We start from the raw sequence: 19,935 nt of genomic DNA on the forward strand, positions 1-19,935 counted from the left end.
GGTGACTCCAAGGGTCTCGAGGTGCTTCGGTGCCGGGCGTCGCTGACCAGCGATCCTCAAGTTAACCGTTCGGCTAACTTGATGACAAGCCGATCGGCCGGCTCCGCTAGGGTGACGCGCACCACGCCGTGCCCGTCGACGGCCACCACCCGCGGCGCGGTGGTCGACGGCATACGGCACCCGCGTGGACGACCGACGAGGAGGCGACCATGGCGCGACCCCAGGCCCCGCGGGGCCACGGCCGCCGGCGCGTCATCGAGGCTGCCGTCGAGCTCTTCGCCGAGCACGGCGTCACCGGGACGTCGTTGCAGATGATCGCCGACCACCTCGGGGTCACCAAGGCGGCGGTCTACTACCAGTTCCACGCCAAGGAGGACATCGTCCTGGCCGTCCTCGAGGAGGCGCTCGTCGACATGACGGCCTTCGTCACGGCCGCCGAGGCGGAGGCGACTCCCGACGCGGCCGCGACCGCAGCGCTGCGGGGCCTCGTCGACCTCATGATCAGCCACCGCCAGGTCGTGGCCGCGCTGATGCGCGACCCCGAGGTCGAGCGCATCATGGCCGGCCACGAGGACCTCACCTCGCTCATCGGACGACTGACCTCCCTGCTCCTCGGGCCGTCGCCCGACCTGCGGCGTCGGATCGCCGTATCGGTCGTCGGGGCCGGCGTCGCCCAGGCCGGGATCGACCCGATGCTCGCCGACGTCGACGACGAGACGCTGCGTGCCGAGCTGCTCCGGCTCGGTCCGGCGATGCTCCCCCACGACTGACGCCGCCGGTTCAGAGGTCGCTGAGGTCCACCGACGTCAGTCCCCAGATGACGAGCACGTCGAGGGCGATGATGATGATCCCCCAGAGCGGGTAGTGCGGCAGCCACAGGAAGTTCGCGAGTGCCGACAGCACCGCGAGCGCGACGCCGACCGACCGGGCCAGCAGGTTGCCGGTGAAGATGAAGCCACCCGCGACGGCCGCCGCCAGGCCGATGACCATGTGGAACCAGCCCCACGCGGTCGCGTTGAAGGTGAAGACGTAGCTCGGCGTGCTGACGTAGAACTCGGGCCCGTTGACGACGGCGACGAGGCCCTCGACGAACTGGAACAGACCCACGACGAGCATGATCGTCGCGGCGAAGGTGCTCGCGCCCGCAGCCCAGAGCGTGCGGGCACGGCGAGTGGGGGCGGTGGGACTGGCGCCTGCCATGGCGTCCTCCGTTCAGGTTTCTTTCTGGCGGTCAGGTTCGGGCGGATGCTCTTGCTGCTGAAGGCCGCTCAGGCGAAGACCCCCTCGCGGAACTCCTCGCGCACACGCACCGCGGCCTGGATGGCCTGCATCTGCTCGTCCGTGCACTCGAGGTCGTAGACGTCGCGGATGAACTCAGGCAGGTCGGCCCGGTAGTCGTGGGCCCAGGCCCTGAAGGAGCCCGGCACCTGTGCGTTCTTCATGTCGACGAGCGTCTGGAAGAAGGTCGTGACGGGACGCCACCGCATCCCCGCGGGTATGCCGCGTGGCGACCGCAGCGGCACCTCCTCGCGGCGCGGCCGGTCGGGTCCCAGCCAGGAGGGTCTGCGGTTGAGCAGGTCGGGGCCGAACTTCGTGACGCCGTCGTTGTCGTGGCTCAGGAGCACGTAGCGCAGCCGGTCGCGGGCCTCCTGCCCCAGGGCGACGAGCTGCTCGTGGTCGTTGACGACGGTGACGAGGCTCGCGTCCACGTCGGGGCGCGGGGCGCCCGTCACCTCGTGCATCCACTTGCTGCCACCCGGCGTGCCGATCCACAGGGCCCGGTCGATCCCGAGGGCCTGCGGCCCCAGGGTGCCCCAGCCGAGCAGCACGTCCTGGCTCGTGTGCGCACCGAGCGACTCGCCGAAGAGCACGACCTCAGGCCGCTCGTCCGGGGCCATGTCGCGCACCCGCTGGAAGATGCGCAGCCACAGCAAGCGGTTCTGCTCGCGCGCGTCGCGGACCTTGCCGAGCGACAGAGGCGACGGGCGCTTGGAGTACTGCATCGTGACGCTCGCGACGTCGCCGCGGGTGAGGTACTGGGCGGCGGCGATCGCGACGTAGTTGACGTAGCCCGTCCCGGTGGGCGACACGAGCATGAGCAGCGAGCGTGACCAGGCGTCGGTGCGGTCCATCTCGGCGATGGCGAGCTCGACGCGCTCGGTGGGTGTCGCCGCGCTGTCGAGACCGACGAAGACCTGCACGGGGTGGGCGCGGGCGCGCTCGCCCATCACCGTCGCGATCGAGAGGTCGGGCGGGGTCCGGCCGTCGGGCAGCGGCTGGCGGTCGGTCACGGGTTCGGGTCGCACGTAGGTGACGGCGTGCCGCCGCCCCTCCCGCCCCAGCGACTCCCACGACACGAGGCTCGCGGGGTCTCCGCTCGTCATCGGGTGCGTCCAGACGCCGGGTGCGGCCTGCATCCACGGGTCCACCGTCGTCGTCACTGCTTCGATCCGCTGCATGACCCGGGTCCAGAGCGCGCTGACGGCCAGGCCCGCGCCGGCCACGAAGGCCGCGTGCGAGGCCAGCTGCCAGGCCAGCCCGGCACCGGGCGCCTGCCCGGGTGCGAGCCGGCGCACCTGTTCGGCGGTCCACCGTTCGACCCAGCCCGCGCCGTAGAGCACCGCGAGGACGCCACCACCGGCGGCCAGCCCACGGAGGGTGGGCACGTCGTCGACGGTGTCGAGCCCTGTCTCCGAGGCGGACTCGCGCCGGACCCGCTCGATGAGCGCCGAGGTGGCCAGCCCCACCGGGATCGACAGCGGCAGGGCGGCGAGACGTCCGTCCGCACCGACGGCCCGATCGAGCCGGCGCGCGCCGGCCGTGGCTCCGATGAGCACGGACCCGCACAGGCCCGTGGCGCCCATCCGCCACGCCCCCTGTCGCAGGAGCCCGTCCTTCGCCGTCGCGACGCCACGCCGGTCGAGGTAGGCCGCAAGGCCGAGTCCCAGCGGTGCCATGACGAGCTCGCACCCCAGGGCGGCGGCGGACCGGCGGCGCTCGTCGGACCATCCGTCCGGGAAGACGGGCCAGGTCGCTGCGGCGTTCGCGACGACGTCGATGACGTCCTGCGAGGAGAGCGCGACGAGGTAGTGGGCGCCTGTCGACAGGCCGGTGATGATGCCCTGGTCCTGCCAGGAGCGCTTCGACAGCGACGGCGCCAGCGTCGACGGCGTGACGAAGGAGGCCATGACGAGGCCGACCTTCTGCCCGGTGTGGACGAAGTCCGACTGCTCCATGAGCCCTCCCGGCACTGACCGGCTGCAGGTGGACCCGACGTCACACCCGCCCACCTTCGAGCATGGTCACGCGGGGACGCGTTGCGCTCACCCCACCAGGGTGATCTTCGGGCGCGTCGGGCAGCCTTCTGCGCCAAGGGGTGCCCATCGGGCGTCAGCCGTGAGCATCATGGATCCATGACTGCGAACGTCGAGGTCGACCCGCCCACCGCTCCGACCTCCGTGCCGCCGGCGCTGACCCATCTGGAGTCCCCGGACGGCCGGTCCTTCGTGGCCCGCGGGCCCGGGAGCGAACGCCCGCTGCCGGGCGACTACCTCGAGCTCGACGGCGAGGAGGGCATCCTCGCGTTCGTCGAGGAGGTCACGGACGAGGCGTCGGGCTCCGGCTTCGCCGCCACCGGCACGCTGGTGCAGGTCGGGGGCGGCTCCGGTTCGGGGCGACCCGCGGACTCCCCGTGGCACGAGGTCCCGGTGCGGCCGACCCGACCCGACGCCGTGCAGCGGCTGCTGTCGGCCGGCGACCCCCAGCTGCACCTCGGCCACCTCGCGGGCCAGGAGTCGGTGGGCGTCGCGCTCGTGCCCAACCGCCTCAACCGACACACGTTCTGGTGCGGGCAGAGCGGCTCGGGCAAGACGTACGCCCTCGGCGTGCTGCTCGAGCGGATCCTCCTGACGACCCGCCTCCCCATGGTCGTCTTCGACCCCAACAGCGACTTCGTGCGCCTGCACGAGCAGGCCGTCCAGGCCGGCTCGGAGGACGACGAGCAGGCCCACGCACTCCAGGACCGTGGGGTCGTCATCCTGCGGCCCGACGACGAGCAGAACCCGCTGCGGGTGCGCTTCACCGAGCTCACGTCCCGGGCCAAGGCCGCGGTCCTGCGTCTCGACCCGGTCGTCGACCGGGCCGAGTACAACGCGCTGCTGCGTCTCTTCGGAGGAGACTTCCAGACCGTGGACGCCGGGCAGATCGTCCCGTACCTGCGATCGCTCGGCGACCCGGACGCCGAAGCCCTGGCCCAGCGCCTGGAGAACCTCGGCCTCACCGAGTGGACGAAGACGTGGGCCTTCGGCGCCACGGCCGTGACGGACGTCATCGCGCGCCGACCGGCTGCGACGGTCGTCGACCTCGGTGGCTACGACCGGCCCGAGGAGCAGCTCACCGTGGCCCTGGCCGTCCTCGACGACCTGTGGGCCCGGCGCACCGAACGCCGCCCCCTCCTCATCGTCGTCGACGAGGCGCACAACCTCTGCCCCCCGGAGCCCGAGACCCCCCTCGGGGTCGCGGTGCGCGACCGGCTCATCCAGATCGCCGCCGAGGGCCGCAAGTACGGCCTCTGGCTGCTCCTGTCGACCCAGCGTCCGTCGAAGGTCCACCCGGGCGTCGTGTCCCAGTGCGACAACCTGACGCTGATGCGGATGAACTCGCGGGAGGACCTCGACCAGCTGGCGTCGGTCTTCGGGTTCGTGCCCCGCGGACTGCTCGCCCAGGCCGCTCGCTTCCGTCAGGGTGAGGCCCTGCTCGCCGGTGGCTTCGTCCCGATGCCGAGCGTCGTGCAGGTCCGTGGACGGATCACCCCGCAGGGCGGCACCGACGTCCCGGTGCCGATGCCCTGAGGGCACGACCTCGGACGCCGGTCCGGCGACGCTGCGTCAGGCGGGCGGCGGTGGTGCCGCTACCGGGAAGGCGATGGCCTCGCCCTCGATGCGCAACCGGAGCTCGGTGCCCTTCGCGGCGATGAACGCGTTGGAGTGGCGGATGCTGATGATCTCTCCCTCGCGCGCGAGCGCCGAGGTCTCACAACCGGGTTCGCGGCTCGACGTCAGCTCGAGACGGACCGTGCTCTCGGGACCGAAGTAGTCGGTGTCGACGACGACCCCACGGATCGGTCCCTGCTCGTCGACGCGGATCTGCTCCGGTCGGAGCATCAGCTGCACGTGTCCGCGGAGGGTCGTCGCCGCGAGCGGGACGGACCCGAGCGAGCACGTCGCCGTGTCGCCGTCGACCCACGCCTCGAGCATCACCGCGTCGCCGAGGAACTCGGCCGTGGCCCGGTCGACGGGCCGCGTGTAGACCTCGAGCGGGCTGTCGACCTGCGCCAGCAGACCGTCGCGCATCACGGCGACCTGGTCGGCGAAGCTCAGCGCCTCGGCCTGGTCGTGGGTGACGAGGACCGTCGTGATGCCGGCGTCGTGCAGCACCTTGGCCACGGTGCGCCGGGTCGCGACCCGCAGACCCGCGTCGAGGGCCGAGAAGGACTCGTCGAGGAGCATGAGCTCGGGTTCGCGGGCGAGGGCCCGCGCGAGCGCCACCCGCTGCTGCTGCCCGCCCGAGATCTCGTGCGGTCGCCGCGCCGCGAGCGCACTGTCGAGCGAGACCATCTCGAGCAGCTCGGCGACACGCGCCCGCACGGCCTTGCGGCCGCCGGCCAGGTCGGAGGCGTCGATGCCGAAGGCGATGTTCTGGCCGACGGTGAGGTGCGGGAAGAGCGCGCCGTCCTGGGCGACGTAGCCGACGTCGCGGTGGTGCGCGGGCACCCAGGCGTCCGCACCGGCGAGCGCGCGCCCGCTCAGCGTGACCGAGCCCGCGTCGGCGCGCTCGAAGCCGGCGATGAGGCGCAGCAGGGTCGTCTTGCCCGAGCCCGACGGACCGACGATCGCCGTCGTGCTCCCCGGGTCGACCGACAGGGTGACGCCGCGCAGCACCTGCTGCGGGCCGAAGCTCTTCGTCAGTCCCTTGACCTCGAGACGGCCCCGGGCCGACGGGTCGTGGTAGTCGACCGGCGCGTGCGAGGAGGTCGACGGGGGTGTCGTGGTCATTGTCCGGCCGCTTTCTTCGACTGCTGGAAGAGCAGGTAGGTCATCGGCGCCGACAGCACGACCATGAGCAGGGCGTACGGTGCGGCGCCGGCGTAGTCGATCTCGCTGCTCTTGGCCCAGAACTCCGTCGCGAGGGTACGCGTGCCGTTCGGTGCGAGCAGGAGGGTCGCCGTCAGCTCGTTGACGATGGCGAGGAAGACCAATGCGGCTCCCCCGGCCGCGGCCGGCGCCGTCAGCCGCAGCGTGACCCGGACGAATGCGCCGAGGGGACGCACCCCGAGCGCCTGAGCGGCTTCCTCGAGCTCCCGCGGCGCCTGCGCGAGCCCCGAGCGGAGACTGACCAGCGCACGCGGCAGGAAGAGCAGCACGTAGGCCGCGACGAGGACGACGGCCGTCTGGTAGAACGCCGGCAGGAAGCGGATGCTCACGGTGACGAAGGCGAGGCCGACGACGATGCCGGGCATCGAGCTCGTGATGTAGTTGGACAGCTCGAGGGAGCGGGTGAACCAGCTCGGTCGGCGCACCGCGAGGAAGGCCATCGGGAAGGCGACGAGCGTCGTCGCCGCTGCACCGGCCACGCCGTAGAGCAGCGTCTGGAGCAGGGCCGGGACGATCTCGTCGGGGGCCCAGATCTCCGATCCGCCGAGCACGACCCAACGGACGACGAACCACATCGGGACGCCGACGGCGAGCACGACGAGGAGCAGGAGCGCGAGCTGCGCCGGCACGTGGAGCCGGCGGAGCGGCATACGCCCCGGGGCCGCCTGCCCGCCGGAGCCGACGCGGGCGTAGCGAGCGGTGCCGCGGCTGCGGACCTCGGCGACGAGCAGCAGCAGACACAGGACGACGAGGACGCTGGCGAGCATGTTGCCGGCCGCGCCGTTGAAGGTCGACTGGTACTGCACCATGATCGCCGTCGTGAACGTGTCGAAGCGGATCATGGCGAAGGCACCGTACTCGGCGAGCAGGTGCAGTCCGACGAGCAGCGCGCCACCCGTCATCGCGAGACGCAGCTGGGGCAGCACGACGCGGCGGAAGACCTGCCACGGTCCGAGCCCGAAGGAGGCCGCGGACTCCTCGAGCGAGGGGTCGAGGCGGCTCAGGGTCGCCGCCGCCGGGATGTAGACGAGTGGGAAGTACGACAGCACCGAGATGAGCACGCCCGACCAGAGGCCGGCGAGGGACGGCACGGCCGACACCCACCCGTAGCTGTTGACGAACGCCGGGATGGCAAGCGGCGCGGCCAGCGCGAGTGCCCAGAACCTGTTGCCGCGCAAGGCGGTCCGCTCGACGAGCCAGGCGCCACCGACGCCGAGGACGAGGCACAGCGGCACGGAGACGGCCATGAGCAGGATGGTGTTGAGGAGCAGCTCACCGACGCGCGCTCGGAAGATGAGACTGACCGCGGTATCCCACCCGGTGGCGACCGTCATGGCGATGACGTAGCCGAGGGGCACGAGCGAGAAGAGCGCGATGAGCACGGCGATGACCGCGAGGGCGGGCGGTCGCCGACGCCCGGACGCCGGGCCCGGGCGGGTGCCCGGGCCCGGCGTGGGAGCCGTGCCGGTGCCGGACGCGCGGTGCGCGCCGGGTGCGGTGAGGTCGGTGGTCACCCGAGAACTACAGCAGACCCGCCTTGGTCATCAGATCGGTGACCGTGGCGGAGTTGAGCTTGGCGGGGTCGACCGTCGGGGCCTGGAGGTCCTTCAGGGGCACGAGCGCCGGGTTGGAAGGCACGTCGGAGCCGATGGCGTACTCGAAGGAGGTGCCCTTCTGGAGGACCTCCTGCCCGGCCTTGCCGGTGACGAACTTCAGGAAGGACTGGGCGGCCGCGGCGTTCTTCGAGGCCTTGAGCACGCCACCACCGGAGACGGACACGAAGGCGCCCGGGTCCTGGTTCTTGAAGTAGTGGGTGCCGACGTTGGCCGAGTTCTCGCCGGTCTTCGCCTGGTCCCCGTAGTAGTAGTAGTGGTAGATCAGCGCGGTCTCGACCTCGCCGGAGTTGACCGCCTTCATCGCGGTGCTGTTGCCCTTGTAGGCCTTGGCGTTGGTCTTCATCGCGGTGAGCCAGTCGTTCGTCACCGTCTCGCCCTTGAGCTCGAGCAGTGCCGAGACGATGGCCTGGAAGTCGGCGCCGGAGGGCGAGGCCGCCCAGCGGCCCTTCCACTCGGGCTTGGCGAGGTCGAGCATCGAGGCAGGGAGCTGGTTCTCCTGCAGCTTGCGCTTGTCGTAGACGAGGACCGTCGAGCGGGCCGCGATCCCGGTCCACTTGCCGGTGGACGGGCGGAACCCGGCGGGGACCTGGTCGAGGGTGGCCTTGTCGACGTCGGCGAAGAGCCCGGCGTTCTCGACCTGCGTCATGGCGGGGCTGTTCTCGGTGAGGAAGACGTCGGCCGGCGACGCCGCGCCCTCCTGGACGATCTGGTTGGACATCTCGGAGTCGTCGCCGTTGCGGACGGTGACCTTGATGCCGGTCTGCTTCGTGAACGCGTCGACCCACTCCTTGGTGAGGCTCTCGTGCTGCGCGTTGTAGACGGTGATGCTGCCCGATCCGTCGGTCGCGCCGTTGCCGGAGGAGGAGCCGGAGCCGCAGGCCGTCAGGGCGAGGGCGCCGGCGGCCGCGATGGCGACGCCGATGGTGGTGCGGGGGCGGGAGGTCATGTGAGCTGCCTTCGTGGATCCGGAGGGGCGCGCCGGTCCCGTCGGACGGCGCGCCTGAGTAGGTAAGCCTTACCTTACACACGGTTGGGAGTGCCTCCGTCCACCCCCCGGCGGCCCACTAGGCTCGTCCCATGCGCCGGACCATCGTCTCCCTCGTCGACGACCTCGACGGCACCGAGGCCGCCGAGACCGTCACCTTCGGCATCGACGGGAACTCCTTCGAGATCGACCTCTCCGAGGTGAACGCCGACGCCCTCCGCGGGGCGCTCGAGGGCTGGGTGGCCCGAGCCCGGCGCGCCGGGGACGAGCGCCGGACGCACACGGCACCCGCGCGGTCGACGACGGTGCTGCCCGCGGTGGGCGAGTCCCGCAACGCGTTGATCCGGGCCTGGGCGGCCGAGACGGGACACCACGCCCCCGCACGCGGGCGGATCCCACAGGCCGTGGTCACGGCGTACGACGACGCCCACCGGTAGCCGGTCGTTGGCACGTCGCCGGGACCCGGCGTCTCGGCGGACCGCGTCAGCGGCTACGCCTGCGGGCGGTCGTGGTACTCCTGCTCGGTCACCTGCTTGCCGTGCACCCAGTACTGGACCGAGCCGTCCTCGGCCTCGACGGCCGGGCCGTCGAGCCGGTGCAGCCGCGCGGCCGTGAAGTAGAGGGTGTCTCCCCGCGCGACGATGACCTTGTCGTAGCCGCCCGTGGGGTGGCGGGTTCCGCTTCTCCATTCGGGCTGCGACGTCACGGTGCTGGGGTCTCCGGATCTGCTGGTGGACGGTCAGGGTGTGGGGTCAGGTTACTGCGCCCCTCGTCAGTGGCTGTCACGCCCGGACAGCTGGCGCGTCAGGGCGGCGCGCAGCTCGTCGAGGGGCTGGTCGGCGGCGAGGGCCTCGGTGACCAGCTCGGCCTGCGTCCGCGGCGAGAGGCCGTCGACGGGCTGGTCGCGGTCGAGGTTCGTCGGGAACGCATAGCCCTCGGCGCTCGCGGCGACGACGTTGCCGAGTTCTCGCGGCGTCATCCCGGCAGAGCGCGCCGCCACCAGTGCCGGGTGGATCGCCTCGACGACCCGCGCGCGGTCGACGGTCTCCATCGCCCTGCCGAAGGCCGAGCTGACCTGCAGCAGGTTGGCCATCCGGCGCACGTCCGTCGTGTGGTTCGTGCCCGCGGCGTGGAGCAGCGCGGGGTTGAAGAAGACGGCGTCACCGGCCGACAGCGGCAGCTGCACGTGGTGGGCCACGAAATAGGACTGGAACTCGGGCTGCTGGTAGGCGACGTAGCCGTGCGTGTACTTCTGGCTGTGCGGCAGGTAGAGCGTCGGACCGGACTCCACCGGCATGTCGACGTGCGCGACGGCGCCCTGCAGGGTCAGCGCCTGGGAGAGGGCGTGGACGTGCGACGGGTAGCGGGCGCACGTCTCGGCGGACTGGAAGCCCAGGTGGTAGTCGCGGTGCACCGTCTGCCCGGCGCCGCCGGGGTTGACGACGTTGAGCTGCGAGGTGACCTGGTAGCCCGGCCCGAGCCACGCCTGCGCGGCGAGCGCGACGGCGTCGTTGGCGTAGTAGTCGACGAACGCCCCGGGGTCGGCCACGGCGAGCTTCTCGAGGGCGTTCCAGATGCGGTCGTTGGCGCCCGGCTTCGCGAAGTGGTCGCCCGCGGCGGTGCCGCTCGCGCGCTGCTCGGCGATCATCCGCTCGAAGGCGGCGGTCGCCCGGTCCAGGGGCTCGGTCCCGAAAGCGCCTGCGAGCACGACGATTCCGGGGCCGTCGGACAGGGCCCGCGCCAGCTCGGCCTGGACGTCACGCCTGGTCGCGTCGTCCGCCACGGTATGCCGCAGCGTGGCCCAGTCGTAGACGAGCACCTCCTGCTCGACGCGGTTCGCGTGCGGGTAGTCGGCGAGGTCGGTGCGCTCGGCGAGCACCTCGAGCAGGTCGGGCAGACGGGCGTCCTCGGGACGGATCCAGCCCGGGCGTGAGCTGGTCGACGTGGTGGTCATGGGGCCCTCCTCGGGCGGATCGACGGTGATCGGGGGCCGGCGGTGCGCCGCTCGGGCGGCGCTTGCCGTGCCTCAAGGATGCGGTCCGCGGCGTCGTCGACGACCCAGCGGATGACCTCAGAAACACCTCAGGCCATGGCGCTCGGTACTACGCTCCGGAGATGGTCGAGCACCGTGCCAGGTCGCACCGCGTCCGTGACATCGCCGAGCAGTCCGGCCTGTCCGAGGCGACCATCGACCGGGTGCTCCACGGGCGGCCCGGCGCGAGCGCGCGGGCGGTGCGGGCCGTCGAGCAGGCCGTGCTCGACCTCGACCGCCAGCAGACCCAGCTGCGGCTCGCGGCCAGGACCCTGCTGCTCGACGTCGTCATCCAGGCTCCCTCGCGCTTCAGCTCGGCCGTCCGGTCCGCCCTCGAGGACGAGCTGCCGGCCTTGCGCCCGGCTGCGGTGCGGGCCCGATTCCACCTGCGCGAGAACGCCGACGTCGACGCCGCCGTCGAGCTGCTCGACGGCCTCGGGCGGCGCGGACGCATCTGCCACGGCGTCGTGCTCAAGGCGCCCGACGACCCGGCCGTGGCCGCCGCCGTGGGCCGCCTGGCGGGGCGCGGCATCCCCGTCGTCACGCTCGTCACCGACGTGCGCGACAGCGCGCGGGTGGCGTACGTCGGGCTCGACAACGCCGCGGCCGGGGCCACCGCCGCCTACCTCGTGTCGCAGGTGCTCGGCGACCGGCCCGGAGACGTGCTGCTGAGCCTCAGCCGGTCGTTCTTCTTCGGCGAGCGCGAGCGGGCCGAGGCCTTCACCGCCGCCCTCGGCCGCCTGGCGCCGGGCCGGCGCGTGCACACGATCACGGACAGCGACGGCCTCGACGCGACGACGGCCTCCCTCGTCGGCGAGGTGCTCAGGTCCGAGCCGGACGTCCGCGCGGTCTACTCCGTCGGCGGCGGCAACCGCGCCCTCGTCGGCGCCTTCGACGCGGCGGGGCGGCCACCGCGCGTCTTCATCGGCCACGACCTCGACGAGGACAACCTCGACCTGCTGCGTTCGGGAGCCCTGACCGCCGTGCTCCACCACGACCTCCACGCCGACATGCGGGCCGGCGTGCGCCAGGTCATGCGCGCCCACCGTCTCGTGCCCGGGGCGCCCACCTCGGTCGCGGCGAACGTCGAGGTCGTGACGGCATACAACATCCCCCCGCGCATCCACGCGCACTGAGGTCCACCCCGGAGACGCTGAGGTCTTTCTGACGGGTCCGAGCGGGCCCACGGGGGTGCGGCAGCCCGCACGCTGGGGTCATCAACCGGGACCACGACGTCCTCGGTCGCCTCGGCGGACCGGGTGCCGTGGCACCGACACCCCCGCCCCCAGGAGCTCCCATGCGTCTCGGCCTCATCGGTCTCGGCCGGATCGGCTCGTTCCACGCCGACACCCTCTCCCAGCTGCCCGACGTCGAGTCCCTCGTCGTCACCGACGTGGTCGCGGAGGCGACGCGGGCCGTCGCCGAGCGGGTCGGGGCCGACCGGGCCGACTCGCCGGCCGCCCTGCTCGCCAGCGGGGTCGACGGGATCGTCATCGCGGCCGCCACCGGCGCGCACACGGAGCTCATCCGGGCCGGGGTCGAGGCCGGAGTGCCCGTCTTCTGCGAGAAGCCCCTGTCCGGCGACCTCGGCGAGGCCGCGGCGATCGCCCGCTTCGTCACCGAGCGCGGTGCGGACGTGCAGGTCGGCTACCCGCGCCGCTTCGACCCGGCCTTCAGCGCCGCCCGGCAGGCCGTCGAGACCGGCGAGCTCGGCTGGGTCCACACGGTGCGGTCGACGACCCTCGACCCGGCACCGGCGCCCCGCGCCTACCTCAAGACCTCCGGCGGGATCTTCCGCGACTGCAGCGTCCACGACTTCGACACCGTCCGGTGGGTCACCGGGAGGGAGGTCATCGAGGTCTACGCGACGGGGAGCGCCCGGGGCGACGAGCTCTTCGCCGAGCTCGGCGACGTCGCCACCGCGGCGACCCTGCTGACCTTCGACGACGGTGCGACCGCGGTCGTGTCGAACACCCGCTACAACCCGCGCGGCTACGACGTGCGCCTCGAGCTGCACGGCACCGAGGACAGTGTCGCGGCGGGCTGGAGCGACACCACCCCGCTGCGCAACCTCGAGCCCGGGGCCACCTGGCCCGCCGGTCCGCCGGCCACCTTCTTCATCGACCGGCTCACGGCCGCCTTCCGCGCCGAGCTGCAGGCGTTCACCGACGTCGTCGCCGGGCGACGGACCTCACCGTGCACGGTGGACGACGCGTTGGCCGTGGCGCATGTCGCCGAGGCCGCCGTGCTGTCGTTGCGCGAGCACCGCCCGGTGCGCGTGGACGAGGTCAGGCTCCCGTGACCGGTCCGGACGACGCCGCCCCGGCGACGGAGCCGCTCCGCGTCGGTGTCCTCGGCGCCGCCCGCATCACCGAGCTCGCCCTCGTCGAGCCGGCGCGGCTCCTCGGAACCGAGATCGTGGCCGTGGCCGCCCGCGACCGCGGACGCGCGTCCACCTTCGCCGAGGCGCACGGGGTCGAACGCGTCCACGACTCCTACCTCGACGTCATCGAGGATCCCGAGGTCGAGGTGGTCTACAACCCCCTGGCCAACAGCCTGCACGGCCCGTGGAACGTCGCGGCGCTGGCCGCGGGCAAGCACGTCTTCACCGAGAAGCCCTCCGCGAGCAACGCCGCCGAGGCCGAGGAGGTCGCTGCCGTCGCCCGTCGGAGCGGGCGGCAGCTCTTCGAGGGGTTCCACTACCTCTGGCACCCGCTCGTGGCTCGACTGCACGCCGTCCTCGAGAGCGGGGAGCTCGGCGAGCTGCGGCACGTCGAGACCGTCATGGACATGCCCGCACCGGCGCCCTCCGACCCCCGGTGGTCCCTGGAGCTGAGTGGCGGGGCGCTGATGGACCTCGGCTGCTACAGCCTGCACACGATGCGCCTGCTCGCGCCGTACGCGGGGGGCGAGCCGGTGCTCGTCGGCGCCGCGGGCGCCGAGCGAGCCGGGCACCCCGGCGTCGACGAGTGGATGACCGCCCGGCTCGAGTTCCCCGGCGGTGTCACGGGATCCGCGGGCTGCCACATGTCGAGCGACCACCACCAGATGAGCCATCGTCTCGTGGGGACCGAGGGCGAGGCGGTCATCAAGGACTTCGTCAACCCGCACGACGACGACCGTCTCGTCGTGACCACCTCGGCCGGCACCCGCACCGAACGGCTCGGGCGACGCTCCTCCTACACCTACCAGCTCGAGGCCCTGACGACGGCGATCCGGACCGGCGTCCCCGCCCGCACCGACGCCGACGACGCCGTGCTGACGATGCGCCTCATCGACCAGTGCTACGACGCGGTCGGCCTCGGCCCGCGCCCCACCCACGCCGACCTCGCGGAGGACCTCCGGTGACGACCACCACGGCAGCCGACGAGCTCATGGCCACGTGCTGGAGCAGCGCCGGCGACGCAGCCTCCGACCGGCCCGACCTGCGCAGCCCGCTGAGCCTGCGCGAGCGCGTCGAGGCCGCGTCGGCGGCCGGCTTCCGAGGCTTCGGCCTGCTCTCCGACGACCTCCCGGCGGCGGTGGCGGCATACGGGCTCAAGGGGATCCGTGACCTGCTCGCCGACAACGGGATCACCCACCTGGAGCTCGAGGGCATCCCGTGGTGGTGGGACGACGGCGCCCACGAGGCGGAGTCCTCGCGGGTGCGCAGCGCCCTCCTCGGTGCGGCTGAGGCCCTCGGCGCCCGACACCTGAAGGTCACCCCCGACGGCGATGCCGCACCGTGGGACCGCGGCCTCTGGGCGGCGCGGTTCGCCGAGCTCGCGGCCCAGGCCGACGGCGTGGGGGCCCGGCTCGGCATCGAGTTCTTCCCGTGGTCGAACATCGCCTCGCTCCACGACGGCCTCCGGCTCGTCACGGAGGCCGGCCACCCGGCCGGTGGCGTCATCATCGACACGTGGCACGTCGCGCGCGCCGGCACTCCTGCTGGGGATCTCGCGGCGGTGCCGCTCGAGCGCATCGTCGGGGTCGAGCTGGACGACGCGGACGAGCAGGTGGTCGGCACGCTCTTCGAGGACACCGTCCACCGCCGGCGGTACTGCGGCGAGGGCGACTTCGACCTCACGGGCATGGTCACCGCCCTCCGGAGCGCGGGCTGGACCGGACCGTGGGGGGTCGAGATCCTCTCGGACGAGCACCGGGCCCTGCCGGTCGGCGAGGCCCTCCGGCGCGCTGCGACCAGCGCCCGTAGCGTGCTCGGGGCTGCGTCCTCGCCGACGACGTGACGTCGAAGGCCCACCGGGCGGCGCGAACCACCCGGTGGGCCTGCAGCGAGGCGAGCCCGAGGCTCGGACTACGGCGGCGGCGGGGCGCGCTCCCGGCCGCGGTCGACGGGACCACCCTCGCGCCGCACGGCACGCAGCGTCGCCATGCGGCGCCGGTCCTCGAGACGTGCCCGCTCGCGAGGCGTTCCATCGCCGTCGTCGGGTCGGCTGTGCGTGCCGCTCGGCGGCCAGGCGGCACCCACGATCGCGTCGAACTCCGCGCGCAGCAGCTCCTCGTCGTCGCAGACGAGGGCCAGGAAAGCCTCGTCGACGTCGGTGACCGACTCGGTTCGTGTGACCATGACCGTCACGTCCTCAGGCGGTGATGGTCTTCCGGTCGTCGGCTGGGTCGGCGTCGTGCGAGATCGCGATCCGGCGCGGCTTGGCGCGCTCCGCCACCGGGATCGCGAGCCGGAGGACTCCCGCGTCGTAGCTCGCGCGGATGTGCTCGGTGTCGAGGCTGTCGCCCAGCACGAGCTGGCGGCTGCAGACGCCCCGTGGCCGTTCGGCGGCGATGAGGTCGGCATCGCTGGCGCGGGTGGGTCGCTCGGCCTTGACCGTGACGACGTTGCGTTCGACGTCGAGGTCGATGGACTGAGGGTCGACGCCCGGCAGGTCCAGCTCGACGTGGAAGGTGTCCCCGTCGCGCCAGGCGTCCATCGGCATGGCCGAGGGCCTGGCCAAGGTGCCGCTGGTCCCGAGGGCCAGCTGAGCCATCCGGTCGAGGTCGCGGAAGGGGTCGCGGAAGGGTTCGGTGCGCATCAGCATCGTCGTCACCTCCATCATGTCCAGATGCTCCATGGTGGCCACGACCGCATCTCACGAGTCGTGGCATGCGCTGTAGGAATGTTGTAGCACCGACGAGTTCGTCTGTGCAAGAGCATGATTCGAACAAATGCCCACCCTCGCCAGTTGACCGGAATGTGTCCATCCAAGGGGTCGACCCGCGTGTCGCGCCGGCCGGGCACGCGCAGGCGGCATCCGCGCGCTGGGCAGCGACTTGGCCCCGGCGCCGAAGCAGGCGACGATGGCGCCATGGCGAAGTCTGGGGGTGGTCCGCGGTTCTTCAAGCGCCGCGGTGACGAGCTCACGGTCAAGGACGGCGAGGGCAACAAGCACCACGCGACGCTCGAACGCGTCGACGCCGACTCGACGCAGGAGGACGGCTCGTTCGTGCTCGGCTACTGCAAGAGCTGCGACTGGACCGGCCCCGCTCGCCGGGCCCGGGACAAGGCCCGCAAGGACGCGCTCGCGCACTCCGACGAGTGCCCCCGCAAGGGAAAGGTGCGCCTCGGCGTGAGCGAGAACGACCCCCGGTAGGACCTCGCCGGGCGGCGCGAGGATGTCCGGGCTGTCGAGCCCACCGGTCGCTCGTGGCCACGCCGCGGCGCCCCGCCGGGGGACGCGTACGGCGTGGCCTCGTCGCTTGCCGCCCTGCCGCGGACGCCCGGGTCTGCGATCGACCACCGTCGGGGCACGCACACGGAAGGCCTCTCCGGTCATCGTCCGGGGAGGCCCTCCGTGGTGGGTGTCGCGGCCGAGCGCGGACGCTACGGGTTCACGGCACTCACGATCACGGTGCCGCTTCCGACCAGGATGTTGGTGTCGGTGCGGACCTGCACCGCGCCCAGCAGGACCCGACCGGTGGCGGGCGCAGCGTTGGCCGTCACGGTGCCGGGGACGGTCCACGACGACCCCGCGGGTCGGAGGGCGTTCGCGTCGGTGACGACGACGGCACCGAACGCTGCATTGGTGAACACGTCGACGTAGTCGAACGCCGTCGTCCCTTGCGGGACGGCAAAGCCGTCGACGAGGGTCAGCCACGTGCCCGCTGCCGGGTTGGCGATGGTCACCGACTCCTCGCTGTCCCCGTCGGCCGACTGCCCGGCGAGCACGCAGCTGCCCGTCGTGCAGTTGTAGACGTACAGGTCGAGGTCGGCGCCCGTGTCAGCGGCGGACCCGATGGTGGCCCGCAGCGACGTCGACCCGGCCGCGACAGTGATCGGGCGCTGCTGTTGAGCGCCCGCCGCGATGGTCGGCCTGACCATCGTCGCGCTGCCCAGTGTCGAGCCGACGGCGCGGCCGGTGAAGGCGCCGAAGCCGTTGGTCAGCGTGTAGCTGCGCGCCACCGGGACTCCGAGGGTCGCTGAGGCGATGATGTCGGGGTTGGGCGAGACCGTCGCTCCGAGGATGGACGTCGTCAGGGTGTACGGGGCGACCTCGGTGTCGGAGGTGCGCCTCGCCTCCACGGTGACCTCCCAGACGCCGGCCTGCGGGTTGCTCGTCGTGCGACTCGTCGGCGAACCGGTGGCGCAGCCGCCCGAGGACGGGTTGTAGCAGCTGAGCGACGAGTTGTCGTCGATCGCCACTCCGTAGGGGTGGAACCGGAGGAACCGGACCTGCCCCGCGCCGGGGGTGCTGCCTCCGCCATCGAGGTCGACCTTGAGGGCGGGGGTGTTGGCCGGGACCGAGTAGAAGTAGCTGGTCACCTGGTTCCGGCCGATGCTGCCCGAGTGGGCCACCGAGAAGTTGTTCGCCGCGCTGAACGCCTCAGCGGCCACGACGGTGTTCAGGGTCGCCTTCTCGATGCCCGCCGTGGACGGGTCGTCGAGGTTGAGGATCGCCGAGTGCGTGCCCGCACTGACGGGGTGGACGGTGACGGCGACCGCGGTCGGGCTGTTCAGGGGCAGTGCCACCGAGGCAGGCGACGAGAAGGTGCCGTCGTTGCCCACCCAGCTCAGGGCGTAGGTGCGGCTCCCGCCGCCGCCGGAGGTCCGGGTGAAGGTGTAGGTGCGCGTGTAGGAGGCGCCCGGTGCGACTCCCTCACGGTCGAAGATGCCCTCGCCGCGCCCGGGCGTCGCGAGGAACCCCGACAGCAGCGTGTGAACCGCGACGGACGAGCTGATGTCGACCGGCTTGAGGTTCGTCTTGAGCAGGTCCCAGGCCGCACCGACCCTGATCAGGCCGTTGCCCTGCTCGTAGGCGCCGAACCGCGTGGGGTCCAGGTAGCGGGCAGAGGAGGTCAGGGCCTCGCGCAGCTGCGCCGGCTTGACCTGCACTCCTGACTGCTTCGCCGCACTCACGAGCAGCGCGCCCGCTCCCGCGGCCTGGGGGGACGCCATGGAGGTGCCCTGCAGCATCGAGTAGCCGGCCGGGAGGTCGTAGGTGCCCGCCACCGGGGACGAGGTCTCCCACATCGGGGTGGTCGAGATCGCAGCGCCCGGCGCGACGATCTCAGGCTTGAAGCCGCCGTCCTCGCGGGGTCCCCGTGAGGAGAAGCCGTGCAGGTTGTCGACGTAGGCGGAGTCGGAGCCGTAGTTCTTCCGCCACGTCTCCTTGCTGATGTAGGACCCGACCGCGAGCACCTTGGACGCGACGGCCGGGTCGCCGATCGTGTTGAGGCCCGAGCCGTTGTTGCCGGCCGAGATGAACATCTGGACGTTGTACTGCTCGATGAGCCGGTTGTAGAGGACCGCACGGGTGTTGTTGCCGTCGTTGAGCGCCGGCAGCCCACCGATCGACATGTTGATGACGTCGACGTTGCCCTGCTTGGCGATGAACGTCATTCCCTCGATGAGGGCGTGCGAGGTGCACCCGGTGATGAACATGCAGACCCGGACGGACTTCAGCTTGGCACCCGGGGCCGCACCGGACATCGCGCCGCCGAACATCTGGTTGGCCGCGGTGATGCCGGCGACGTGGGTGCCGTGCTCACCCGAGACGATGCCGATGTTGACCACCTTGTTCTTGCCGTCGGTCTGGACGACGAACGGCATGGACTCGTGCTCAGGCGTCGCCGGGTCGTCCGTGCCGAAGTGCCCGACGTCGAACTTCTTGGCGTAGTCGGTGAGGACCTGGTCGTCGGTCAGGTTGTCGTCCTGGTTGGTGTCGACCCGGACGGTGCCGGCAACCGCGTCCCACAGGACCGCGAACCTGTCGGTGCTGTCGCCGTCACGGTTGACGTCGCTGCCGACCTCGCCGCCGAGGCGCGGGTCACCCTCGTCGAAGACCGAGACCCGATAGCTTCCGGGTGGGGCGACGTAGGCCACGCCGCCGTAGGTGAAGCTCGGACCGCTGACCTGGGTGGACATGTTGAGCCACGTCGGGTCGTCGTCGGTGAACGGGTCGGTGGCCGTGACCCAGTCGGTGATCTTGCGTTCCCCGGTCGTCGTCGTGGCCAGGGCAGGGTGGTCCAGGTCGATGCCGGAGTCGACGATGCCGATGGTGGTGCCCCGGCCGTCCCACGTGGGGTGGGCTGCGGTGAACTGTGCGGCGCCCGTGTCACCGATCGGCATGTAGGCGTTGTTCCTGGGGGTGCTCGCGCCAGGAGGTGTCTGCGGGGAAGGCGACTGCGCACCCTGGGGGCTCGGGTCGTCCAGAGGAATGACCTCGTCCAGGTCCGCGGCCACGACGCCGTTGACGTTGGCTGCTGCCTCAGCCTTGTCGATCGGCACGACGGCGCGGATGTAGCTCACGTCGCTGTCTGCCTTGCTGATCACCGCACCGAGCGACCGCAGACCGGTCGTGACCGTGTTGTTCTGCCCCGGTACGGCCGCGATGAGCAGCGTCACCGTCCGCGAGCCGTTGGCTCGAGCGGTGGCGAGCAGTTCGCGGTCATGCTTGCCCAGCTGTGACTGCTTCCCTGACGCAGCGCCGGCGTTCGGCGCGCCGAGCGCCTGCGGGGCGCTCAGCCCCGCTGCCCCCAGTGCCCCGACGGCCGACATGATCACCGCAGCGCGACGTGTTCTCGATCCCAGGAACCTGCCCATGAACTCCACCTCTGTTGGTTGTTGAGGTACGGCCCCCGTTCCGGACGCTTGAGGCTATCGACGCGGGCGCCGGGTTGGTGGAGCTTCGGCGACATCGGGATCGCTGAGCTGCTCGA

Annotated in this window: 18 protein-coding genes; 8 read left to right on the forward strand and 10 right to left on the reverse strand. The window is 72.0% G+C overall.

Features of this window, described 5'->3' with window-relative positions:
* Positions 1–209: 209 nt before the first annotated feature.
* Positions 210–770: a TetR/AcrR family transcriptional regulator gene (locus tag H283_RS0109880; RefSeq protein WP_020143359.1), complete on the forward strand. Its 561-nt coding sequence runs from the start codon at positions 210–212 to the stop codon at positions 768–770.
* Between the two features lie 10 nt (positions 771–780).
* Here H283_RS0109880 and H283_RS0109885 read toward each other — a convergent pair whose 3' ends face one another.
* The gene (locus tag H283_RS0109885) at positions 781–1,200 is read right to left on the reverse strand and encodes a hypothetical protein (protein ID WP_020143360.1); all 420 of its coding nucleotides are present in this window, start codon (positions 1,198–1,200) and stop codon (positions 781–783) included.
* A gap of 68 nt (positions 1,201–1,268) precedes the next feature.
* Positions 1,269–3,236: an alpha/beta-hydrolase family protein gene (locus H283_RS0109890; RefSeq protein WP_020143361.1), complete on the reverse strand. Its 1,968-nt coding sequence runs from the start codon at positions 3,234–3,236 to the stop codon at positions 1,269–1,271.
* A 177-nt stretch (positions 3,237–3,413) separates the two neighbouring features.
* Between H283_RS0109890 and H283_RS24635 the strand changes: the two genes are divergently transcribed.
* Entirely contained in the window at positions 3,414–4,850 is a 1,437-nt protein-coding gene (locus H283_RS24635; protein WP_020143362.1) for an ATP-binding protein, read from the forward strand.
* 36 nt (positions 4,851–4,886) lie between these two features.
* Here the strand turns inward: H283_RS24635 and H283_RS0109900 are convergent, their stop codons facing one another.
* Genes H283_RS0109900 through H283_RS0109910 form a run of 3 tightly spaced genes read right to left on the reverse strand, consistent with a single transcriptional unit; the run spans position 4,887 to position 8,714 of the window.
* On the reverse strand, positions 4,887–6,053 hold the full coding sequence (locus H283_RS0109900; RefSeq protein WP_020143363.1) for an ABC transporter ATP-binding protein: 1,167 nt from the start codon (positions 6,051–6,053) through the stop codon (positions 4,887–4,889).
* The gene (locus H283_RS0109905) at positions 6,050–7,666 is read right to left on the reverse strand and encodes an iron ABC transporter permease (protein WP_020143364.1); all 1,617 of its coding nucleotides are present in this window, start codon (positions 7,664–7,666) and stop codon (positions 6,050–6,052) included. Before H283_RS0109905 ends, H283_RS0109900 begins: the two co-directional genes overlap by 4 nt.
* A 7-nt stretch (positions 7,667–7,673) precedes the next feature.
* Positions 7,674–8,714 carry an iron ABC transporter substrate-binding protein gene (locus tag H283_RS0109910; protein WP_020143365.1) on the reverse strand — a complete coding sequence of 347 codons (1,041 nt, stop codon included), beginning with the start codon at positions 8,712–8,714 and terminating at the stop codon, positions 7,674–7,676.
* A gap of 131 nt (positions 8,715–8,845) precedes the next feature.
* Between H283_RS0109910 and H283_RS0109915 the strand changes: the two genes are divergently transcribed.
* A complete protein-coding gene (locus H283_RS0109915; protein WP_020143366.1) occupies positions 8,846–9,190 on the forward strand; it encodes an Lsr2 family protein in 345 nt (114 codons plus the stop codon).
* A gap of 53 nt (positions 9,191–9,243) precedes the next feature.
* On the opposite strand, the gene H283_RS0109920 is transcribed toward H283_RS0109915, so the two are convergent.
* Together H283_RS0109920 and H283_RS0109925 are read right to left on the reverse strand one after the other, a co-directional pair.
* Positions 9,244–9,459, reverse strand: a complete 216-nt coding sequence (locus H283_RS0109920; protein WP_020143367.1) for a hypothetical protein — start codon at positions 9,457–9,459, stop codon at positions 9,244–9,246.
* A gap of 66 nt (positions 9,460–9,525) precedes the next feature.
* Positions 9,526–10,707 carry a phytanoyl-CoA dioxygenase family protein gene (locus tag H283_RS0109925; protein WP_020143368.1) on the reverse strand — a complete coding sequence of 394 codons (1,182 nt, stop codon included), beginning with the start codon at positions 10,705–10,707 and terminating at the stop codon, positions 9,526–9,528.
* 161 nt (positions 10,708–10,868) lie between these two features.
* Between H283_RS0109925 and H283_RS0109930 the strand changes: the two genes are divergently transcribed.
* The 4 genes from H283_RS0109930 (at position 10,869) to H283_RS0109945 (ending at position 15,011) form a co-directional block, all read left to right on the forward strand.
* Entirely contained in the window at positions 10,869–11,921 is a 1,053-nt protein-coding gene (locus H283_RS0109930; protein ID WP_020143369.1) for a LacI family DNA-binding transcriptional regulator, read from the forward strand.
* A 161-nt stretch (positions 11,922–12,082) separates the two neighbouring features.
* Entirely contained in the window at positions 12,083–13,087 is a 1,005-nt protein-coding gene (locus H283_RS0109935; protein ID WP_020143370.1) for a Gfo/Idh/MocA family oxidoreductase, read from the forward strand.
* Positions 13,084–14,133 (forward strand): Gfo/Idh/MocA family protein, encoded by a 1,050-nt coding sequence (locus tag H283_RS0109940; RefSeq protein ID WP_020143371.1) that lies wholly within the window; start codon positions 13,084–13,086, stop codon positions 14,131–14,133. The genes H283_RS0109935 and H283_RS0109940 overlap by 4 nt, the downstream gene beginning before the upstream one ends.
* Positions 14,130–15,011, forward strand: coding sequence for a sugar phosphate isomerase/epimerase (locus H283_RS0109945; protein ID WP_020143372.1), 882 nt, complete (start codon positions 14,130–14,132; stop codon positions 15,009–15,011). The genes H283_RS0109940 and H283_RS0109945 overlap by 4 nt, the downstream gene beginning before the upstream one ends.
* A 68-nt stretch (positions 15,012–15,079) precedes the next feature.
* Here the strand turns inward: H283_RS0109945 and H283_RS0109950 are convergent, their stop codons facing one another.
* A complete protein-coding gene (locus H283_RS0109950; RefSeq protein WP_156023080.1) occupies positions 15,080–15,352 on the reverse strand; it encodes a hypothetical protein in 273 nt (90 codons plus the stop codon).
* Positions 15,353–15,365: 13 nt separating this feature from the next.
* The gene (locus tag H283_RS0109955; RefSeq protein WP_028785476.1) at positions 15,366–15,818 is read right to left on the reverse strand and encodes an Hsp20/alpha crystallin family protein; all 453 of its coding nucleotides are present in this window, start codon (positions 15,816–15,818) and stop codon (positions 15,366–15,368) included.
* Between the two features lie 267 nt (positions 15,819–16,085).
* On the opposite strand from H283_RS0109955, the gene H283_RS24640 reads away from it, so the two are divergent.
* Positions 16,086–16,370, forward strand: coding sequence for a hypothetical protein (locus tag H283_RS24640; RefSeq protein ID WP_020143375.1), 285 nt, complete (start codon positions 16,086–16,088; stop codon positions 16,368–16,370).
* A gap of 230 nt (positions 16,371–16,600) precedes the next feature.
* On the opposite strand, the gene H283_RS0109965 is transcribed toward H283_RS24640, so the two are convergent.
* Positions 16,601–19,819 carry a S8 family serine peptidase gene (locus H283_RS0109965; protein WP_028785477.1) on the reverse strand — a complete coding sequence of 1,073 codons (3,219 nt, stop codon included), beginning with the start codon at positions 19,817–19,819 and terminating at the stop codon, positions 16,601–16,603.
* Positions 19,820–19,935 lie beyond the last annotated feature (116 nt).

This window comes from Terracoccus sp. 273MFTsu3.1 (assembly GCF_000383675.1).
Classification (GTDB): domain Bacteria; phylum Actinomycetota; class Actinomycetes; order Actinomycetales; family Dermatophilaceae; genus Terrabacter.

Excerpts from the sequence above, each read along its gene's own strand:
- H283_RS0109930 (WP_020143369.1), top strand. The coding sequence starts at position 10,869 with ATGGTCGAGCACCGTGCCAGGTCGCACCGCGTCCGTGACATCGCCGAG.
- H283_RS24640 (WP_020143375.1), top strand. The coding sequence starts at position 16,086 with ATGGCGAAGTCTGGGGGTGGTCCGCGGTTCTTCAAGCGCCGCGGTGAC.
- H283_RS24635 (WP_020143362.1), top strand. The coding sequence starts at position 3,414 with ATGACTGCGAACGTCGAGGTCGACCCGCCCACCGCTCCGACCTCCGTG.
- H283_RS0109935 (WP_020143370.1), top strand. The coding sequence starts at position 12,083 with ATGCGTCTCGGCCTCATCGGTCTCGGCCGGATCGGCTCGTTCCACGCC.
- H283_RS0109965 (WP_028785477.1), bottom strand. The coding sequence starts at position 19,819 with ATGGGCAGGTTCCTGGGATCGAGAACACGTCGCGCTGCGGTGATCATG.
- H283_RS0109890 (WP_020143361.1), bottom strand. The coding sequence starts at position 3,236 with ATGGAGCAGTCGGACTTCGTCCACACCGGGCAGAAGGTCGGCCTCGTC.
- H283_RS0109955 (WP_028785476.1), bottom strand. The coding sequence starts at position 15,818 with ATGCTGATGCGCACCGAACCCTTCCGCGACCCCTTCCGCGACCTCGAC.
- H283_RS0109880 (WP_020143359.1), top strand. The coding sequence starts at position 210 with ATGGCGCGACCCCAGGCCCCGCGGGGCCACGGCCGCCGGCGCGTCATC.
- H283_RS0109900 (WP_020143363.1), bottom strand. The coding sequence starts at position 6,053 with ATGACCACGACACCCCCGTCGACCTCCTCGCACGCGCCGGTCGACTAC.
- H283_RS0109950 (WP_156023080.1), bottom strand. The coding sequence starts at position 15,352 with ATGGTCACACGAACCGAGTCGGTCACCGACGTCGACGAGGCTTTCCTG.
- H283_RS0109915 (WP_020143366.1), top strand. The coding sequence starts at position 8,846 with ATGCGCCGGACCATCGTCTCCCTCGTCGACGACCTCGACGGCACCGAG.
- H283_RS0109885 (WP_020143360.1), bottom strand. The coding sequence starts at position 1,200 with ATGGCAGGCGCCAGTCCCACCGCCCCCACTCGCCGTGCCCGCACGCTC.
- H283_RS0109925 (WP_020143368.1), bottom strand. The coding sequence starts at position 10,707 with ATGACCACCACGTCGACCAGCTCACGCCCGGGCTGGATCCGTCCCGAG.
- H283_RS0109910 (WP_020143365.1), bottom strand. The coding sequence starts at position 8,714 with ATGACCTCCCGCCCCCGCACCACCATCGGCGTCGCCATCGCGGCCGCC.